Raw genomic sequence first — 6974 nt, 5'->3', positions numbered from 1 at the left:
ATACCAAATTGATATTACAACAAAAATATATGAGACTCTTCTTTATTTAAAGTCATTTTATCCAAAAATTGATATTGATTTACGGAATATAATTATACGAAACAATGGAAAACTACATATTGAAATACCTTTGTTTCCTAAAGACGATGAAACTTCAGAACTTCAACTGATATTAAATAATGATGAGTTAAAAGTAAAAACTAAAGATGAAGATATTGAAATAATGAAATATAGTGAATTTAAAATTAAGCATGACTGTTCGGTTTTAGCGCAAGATATATACGATAAACTTTATAATTATTTACCAACTAAAATAGATGGAGAAAATTATCACTGGGATGCAAGTTTTAATAATTTGTATGAAAATAGTCTAAATAACTTAGAGGAAAAATTTAAAAATTATACAGACAATAATGATAAAGGGGTTTTTTGGTATTCTGAGACTCAGTATATCTATTATTGCAAAGGTCTTGATAATAAAGGTAAAGTATGGTTTGAAATAGGATTTGGCCATATTGAAAGTAAGAAATTTTCAAAACAGCAAATCGAGAACTTAAAGAACATTAGGGAAATAATTATAAAAAAAATTAAGGATATGATTACAATAAAATTTCGTTTTAATAATGTAAAATGGGTTGGCGTAAGATTTTATTGTGATAAAGAAATCAAAGAAAACTCTTTTAAAACTTCTTTATTTAATGCGTTCAAATATGCAATCCAGGAACTTGAAAAATAATTTAAGAGTTTTTAGAAGGGATCAATTAAAAAGTTATTTTTTAATTAATCCACTATTTTATTCTACATTGTAAGGCTCTGATTATCCATTTTAAGACAATCAAAATAAAGTTTCGGTAATCTTCTATTTTTTCAGGACATTTCATTTACTCACAAATTATTAAATATGAAAGGTTAATAAAGCGAAATCTTTGTTAACAAAAAAAATTACTCGGTCGTTAAATGACAGAGTGATGGTATAATATAAATAATAGTGAGGTACACTATGAAATTAAATAATCCAGATTTTATTATCAAAGAAGACATCGACCTTGAATACGGCACAGAGTATATTCTCCGTCGTTATAAAGGAAACGGTGGTGTGGTTGAGATTCCTGAAGGGGTAACTCAAATAGAAAACAATATTTTTGGTGATGACATTGAGCCGAACAAAACTGTAACAAAAATTATTATTCCTGATTCTGTAAATGATATTGAGATGGATGCCTTTTCTTATTGTGAAAAATTGACAGAAATCATCTTCTCGAAAAACCTAAAAAGCATTTCTCTGGATCTTCGTGGCTGCTTTTCCTTAAAGGAAGTAGTAATTCCTGATTCAGTTACATCAATTGGATATTTTCACAGAGAAAAGAATCTGACAGAGATTTATATCGGTAGTAATCTCATTGAAGTTGATGAATCTGCATTCAGTTTTATCTCGGATGATACTGATGAAGATGAAGCAGATGAAACTACTTATAATGAAGTAATCCAGAAAGATCGTAACGATACAATTGCAGTATTATCTCAAAATCCAGTCTACAGAATAATTGATGGATTTATGGTAAATAAAAATACAAAGACAGCGCTTTTTAGAACTGATTATACAAATAGTGAATTAAGGATTCCTGATATTGTTGAGACAATTGGTTCACACTGCATTTCTGAGAGTTGTCTCTTTGGTAAAAAAGATACCTTCCTTGAGAAACTGATTATTCCAGCAAGTGTACGCAAAATTAATTCCTGGGCTTTCGAAGAGTGTGATGAGCTGGAATCAGTCATCTATGAAGGTTTAAGAAATGATCTGAAAATGTCAGAAAATGCTTTTGAAGGTTGTGCTTTATTCCGTAAGAATGGTTGCGATGTTATTTGTAAGGATACTAAACCGGAACATTCAAAAAAACGTACTACGAATTCAATGATACGCAGACTTAAACTTATTAATTTATTGATAAAGGGAAATACATTTCCAAATACAGATGATATCCTTGATTATTGCCGCAAGAGACTGGAAGATCCTGAACTCAGTAAGACAACAATTTCACGTTCGCTCGCTCTCTTAAGAGATGAATTTGGTGCACCTTTGGAATACGACCGGCTGGAAAATGGTTACTATTACACAGATAAGACTTATGTCTTAGATTTTGAAACCATTTATGGAAAATAAGTAAAGTTTAGTTTTCAATATTAGCGCAATTTTCTTTAAGACTCTGTCTCCAAAAGGCAGAGTCTTATTTTATATTAACGATTAGATTTTTTAATAGCAGGAAGTGTGATTATGGAATGTTTCATAAAAATTACAAAGCCGGTATTATCTGGCCCTGAAAAGTTTTCGATACTGGAGAATTAAGTTATGAATGATAGCGTAAATGCAGCATTTAAGATTCTTGAGGTTGTAAAAGAATTACACAATAGAGGCTATGAGTTAATAAGAATTTGTCCTTCATTTGCTACGTTTGTTTGGTCCTGGCGTTGTTTCGTTTCTACAAAAGATAACTTCGATAAAAAATACGGAATCATGTTAGAAGGTAAAAAATTAGAAAAAGCATTCTGTTATTCATCAGCGGCGTTATATGAATATTTTAAAGGTTATAATGGAAAAGATGCATCGATTAAAGATTTAGCAGATGAGTTATTAAAACGATACCCTGAGTTTGAAACTAAAGGTAAAGGCCAAGATTCAGAATATGTTATATGGTATGATAAACTTTTTAGATATGCTAAAAAAGGTCATTTTCCATATGTAATGGATGATTATTACGATTGTATTCAGAAAGGTTATATCAAATGTTTACGTGGTAGAAAAAAAATTAAACTTCCTGTTTATTAGAAATATAATATATTATTTTTCTAGAATGGATTTGGATAAGTCCAAATGGTATTGTGCTTAGTTAAAGAGACAACTTTTTTTCACTCAGTAAAATCATAACCATTATCCTCAGTCATATCCTGTACATCAGAAAGAGATTGTTTCCTCCATGCTTCGAAAATTGCAGGCTTTTCATCAGGGGAATCTTCTTGTTCAATTTCTCCAGAGTCTTGCTTGATATTTATGGTTATTGTTCTTACATAAGGCTTATCATAAGTTTTTTTCATTGAATGATTTTTATCCAATGAAAACATTTCAGATATCATTTTTCCAAAAGTAGATTTTTTTGCCCACGATATTTTACCATTGGTAAAAACTTTTAAGTCATTTGAATATTTTTGATTTATAGTTTGTCTATAAAGTTCATAACAGTTTTTTGTTCGAAATATACCGTTCTGCTGAAATTTTTTAATAATAGTAGTAACAGGTATTCCAGTTTCATCTGATAAATCAAAAATAGTCATAAAACAACTCCAATTCGAAAAAAAATACAACTTTGCTAACAAATTAATTGCATTTTTTTCAGTTATTTTACATAAATTATTTATAATCCCCCATAACCTTATCCAAATCTCTTCTTCCGTATGCAACGTGAAGGACTGTGGCAGTATCATTTTCAATGGTGTACATAACTGAGTGATTTCCGATGGTATAATAGCGGATGCCTATTGAATGCCAGGGCTCATTCGGGTAAAGGTGGTAGCTGTCTGCCATAAAGCATAAATCTTCCATGCTGGAATAAAGGCGCTTTAAGACAGCATCAGCATTGATGGAGGATTTTAATTTATTGAGAATATAGCCGTATATTCTGGAAATGTCGGCTTTTGCATTGTCTGATAAAACTACTTTGTAATCCATTAAGCAAACTGAGCTTTAATTTCGGCAAATGCTTCTTTGAGAGGGGTAACGCGGCCGGCTTTCATATCATCTAAGCCTTTCTGCATACTAGCATTGAATTCCTCGTCGGATTCAACAAGAGGAGCCATCATTGCCTGTTCGTACTGGTAACGGAGAAAATCGAGATATTTTGAAACATCTTCCAGACAAGATTCTGGTAATGTTTTTACTTTTTCAACGACTGTATCGTAAGACATTTGAGCCTCCTTTCTGATTTAGTATAACACGTAAAATAAAACATGTCTTGTAAAATGCCATCAGGTTTCAATATAACTTAAAGCATCTTTTTCTAGCAGCAATTCCCGTTCTTCTATCACACTTTTGCCTATATTTCCGAAGTCTGACATCTAAGTTTTTTTGTAAGTTTTTGTATTCTTCAATAGATAAATGTGTCCCGAGTTTTCTTTTTTGTTTTTCAGAACCATTTGTTAAGATTTCTATTTGTTTTTGATATAAGTCATATTTCTTTCGATTCAATCTTCCAAGTACATTTATTCTGTGATTTACGAAAGCTTCAACAAGGATTTTTAAATTTTTATCAGAATTATCTTTCAGGATTTTATGAAGCTCATCATCTGTAATATCGCGGTTTTTAATGAATGCAGAAATTACCTGGAAAACATCATTTATGTCATGTTCTGAATAACCGCATCCACCATTGCAAAGCATATTAGGAAACAATGAGGATAAGATAAAATCTGAACTATAATCAACGCCAGCTTGACCTTCAAACATTTTGTCGAAAACACGAGTTATACAGATTTCTCGATTTTGATTCACTGCTAAAAGTGGATATTTTAATTCTGTTAGAGATTTTATTGTATTTTTTACTTCTTCATCAGAATAAGCTGTAAATTTATTTTTTTTCAGTTCTCTTTTTATTTCATCAAAAGGAATGCCTTTTTCATAAAGCATAATATCTTCATATTTTAATGATTCTGACAAAAAATAAATTGCATACAAAACAGTTCTCTGAATTGAAGATAGTCCATCTCTGATATCAAATTCAGTTTTATTCTTTTTAATTTTTGTAGATTCTGTTTTTTTGTCATAAATCCAGAACATATTAACCTCTGCTTATAAGTATAACATTACATGCTTTGACGCGTAATCAGAATCATATTCTATGGATAATGTTTTTATGATGTTTTCTATAAGAACCTTATTTTGTAATGCACATTTCCATTTATCAGGAATCCCTTTTTCCACAGAATTACCATAATAGAGACCTGCCATTGCACCGGCAACTGCTCCAATAGTGTCAGTGTCATTTCCCAGATTTACAACTTTCAAAATGCAATCCCGGTAAGTTTCTGTTGTAAGAAAACACCAGAGCGCGGCCTCAAGAGTATCTACAATATATCCGCTGCTGGAAATTTTACTTTCCGGGAGCTTTATAAAATCTTCGCTTGTAAGTCTATTATATTTTGGAAAAACCTTTTTAAATTTAGGGATTGATTGAACAAAAGAAGAAACTTTTTCTATTGCAAATTTCATAGCAGCAAATTTTTCATCTCCCTTTAGTAATGCGAATAAAACTGCAATATAAATGTCACAACCTACGAGTGCAATAGGATGTGCGTGAGTCAGGCGCGAAACATTGTGTATGACTTCAAAAGTATCTTTTTTATCAAATGCTGTATCTCCAAATTTTTTCTGGATATAAAAAACAAGCGGCGAAATTCGCATAATAGAACCGTTTCCGTTTTCATATTCCCCCTGACCTCCACACATTAATGGTTCTACCCCGTTAGAATAGTTTAAAAGTGCTTTAAAACAAGTACGACCGGTATCAAAGGGTTTTCCAGCTGGTGTAAATTTTCCTTTTGAAATCCAGGTGAAAAAATTATTCATAATATCTGAATAATCGATATCTTCTGTCTGGCCTAGGCTGTCTGCAAGTGCAAGTGTCAGGCTTGTATCATCACTCCAAGTACCAGCTGGATATTTTCCACATTTGTGAGAAATCATTCCTGTGACATTGAAAGTTTTTACCTGCTCTCGTTTATAGAATTGAACAGGAAAGCCCATTGCATCACCTACGGCGACTCCGTAAATAAGATTTGAAATATCTGTATTAGTCATAATAATCCTTAATATTAAATTTTCTTTATATTTCTAGCAGAACGTGTAAAAACTTTTGGCATTTCAAGTTTCAGGTTTAATTTTTATGAAATATTTTTTATGATACTTTTGTTTTTTCATCCAGAAATTCCAATCTTTTTTTCGTATTGGATTATCTATAATTTGTTCGAATGTTTTTGAATTTCTCAAAAATTCACTATATGTTATACAGATTTTATACATTTTTGAGATTTCAGTTGGATAATGTAAGTAAACCACCACAACAGTTTTATCAGCACAATCGTAACCAATTTCAATATTCTTTTCCTTCTGCTTCTTTTCAAGTATGGAAATTATTGAATTACATACTATTTCATATTGTTTTTGATTAATATTAAATTCTTCACACCATTTTTTTATGGATGGTATTTCTTCAGTAATTGAGTTGATTATAGATTTTAAATATTCAAGAGCATACTTATACTCATTAAGTTTAAAATCCTGAAATACAGATCTACTTCCAACCTTAATTCTTTCTTCTGTTTCAAAAATATAAAATATATACCAAAAGCTATAGCCGTATTCATCAAGAGTTAATTCAAGATTAATTGCATAATTCTTTTGAGATTGATTGTGTGTTACTTTATAATTCATTTTATAATTGTTTGCAAAAGAACATACATGATTAATTATTTCTATTATATTCGTATTTTCTGTTTTCTCTAAATTTTGATTTTTTATTGTTTTCAAATACAGTTTTTCAGAACGGTTATGATTGTATTTTTCGATGTTGTTATATACTTGGTCACATATATCATTAACTAATTCTTCATGAAAAGAACTTTCATTTTTATTTTGAAGAAGATTGCTATAAATTAGGGCAAGTGCTCTATAATAAGCTTCCGGTATAACCTTGCCTTCTTCTCCTTCTGTATATAAACCTCGTGCTACAGGATTGTTATCACAATATGGTAATTTCATAAATCTTTCAATTTTTGAAAGTATAACTATTAGTTTTTCATCACCTTTGAAAACTACAACAGGAGCTTTTGACATATTAGGATCATATTTTAAGCCTACAAAAAAGAAGCCATATTCTCGGTTACAACGAAGTATTACATCACTCTCCTGAACTTTATCGTAAATATTT

Annotated in this window: 9 protein-coding genes; 3 read left to right on the top strand and 6 right to left on the bottom strand. The window is 30.5% G+C overall.

Annotated elements, in window-relative coordinates:
* The 3 genes from MSI_RS14745 to MSI_RS12540 all read left to right on the top strand — a co-directional run.
* Positions 1-736: hypothetical protein (locus MSI_RS14745; protein WP_039924938.1), on the top strand; the 736-nt coding region annotated here is incomplete at its 5' end.
* Between the two features lie 252 nt (positions 737-988).
* Positions 989-2161 carry a leucine-rich repeat domain-containing protein gene (locus MSI_RS12545; protein WP_155815624.1) on the top strand — a complete coding sequence of 391 codons (1173 nt, stop codon included), beginning with the start codon at positions 989-991 and terminating at the stop codon, positions 2159-2161.
* 186 nt (positions 2162-2347) lie between these two features.
* Positions 2348-2824 (top strand): hypothetical protein, encoded by a 477-nt coding sequence (locus MSI_RS12540; RefSeq protein WP_009107689.1) that lies wholly within the window; start codon positions 2348-2350, stop codon positions 2822-2824.
* A gap of 80 nt (positions 2825-2904) precedes the next feature.
* Here MSI_RS12540 and MSI_RS12535 read toward each other — a convergent pair whose 3' ends face one another.
* From MSI_RS12535 to MSI_RS12510, 6 genes are all read right to left on the bottom strand, one after another.
* Positions 2905-3327, bottom strand: a complete 423-nt coding sequence (locus tag MSI_RS12535; RefSeq protein ID WP_009107688.1) for a hypothetical protein — start codon at positions 3325-3327, stop codon at positions 2905-2907.
* Between the two features lie 76 nt (positions 3328-3403).
* Positions 3404-3721: a type II toxin-antitoxin system RelE/ParE family toxin gene (locus MSI_RS12530; protein WP_009107687.1), complete on the bottom strand. Its 318-nt coding sequence runs from the start codon at positions 3719-3721 to the stop codon at positions 3404-3406.
* A complete protein-coding gene (locus MSI_RS12525; RefSeq protein ID WP_009107686.1) occupies positions 3721-3957 on the bottom strand; it encodes a hypothetical protein in 237 nt (78 codons plus the stop codon). The genes MSI_RS12530 and MSI_RS12525 overlap by 1 nt, the downstream gene beginning before the upstream one ends.
* 67 nt (positions 3958-4024) lie before the next feature.
* Positions 4025-4825: a hypothetical protein gene (locus tag MSI_RS12520; protein WP_009107685.1), complete on the bottom strand. Its 801-nt coding sequence runs from the start codon at positions 4823-4825 to the stop codon at positions 4025-4027.
* A 12-nt stretch (positions 4826-4837) separates the two neighbouring features.
* Complete coding sequence (locus MSI_RS12515) at positions 4838-5845, bottom strand: ADP-ribosylglycohydrolase family protein (protein ID WP_009107684.1); 1008 nt, start codon at positions 5843-5845, stop codon at positions 4838-4840.
* Positions 5846-5908: 63 nt separating this feature from the next.
* On the bottom strand, positions 5909-6974 hold a 1066-nt coding region (locus tag MSI_RS12510; RefSeq protein WP_039924937.1), incomplete at its 5' end, for an EscU/YscU/HrcU family type III secretion system export apparatus switch protein.

It is taken from the genome of Treponema sp. JC4, assembly GCF_000260795.1.
GTDB lineage: Bacteria > Spirochaetota > Spirochaetia > Treponematales > Treponemataceae > Treponema_D.
Note: the sequence above shows the minus strand (reverse complement) of the source record. Positions and strands in the feature narration are given on the sequence as shown.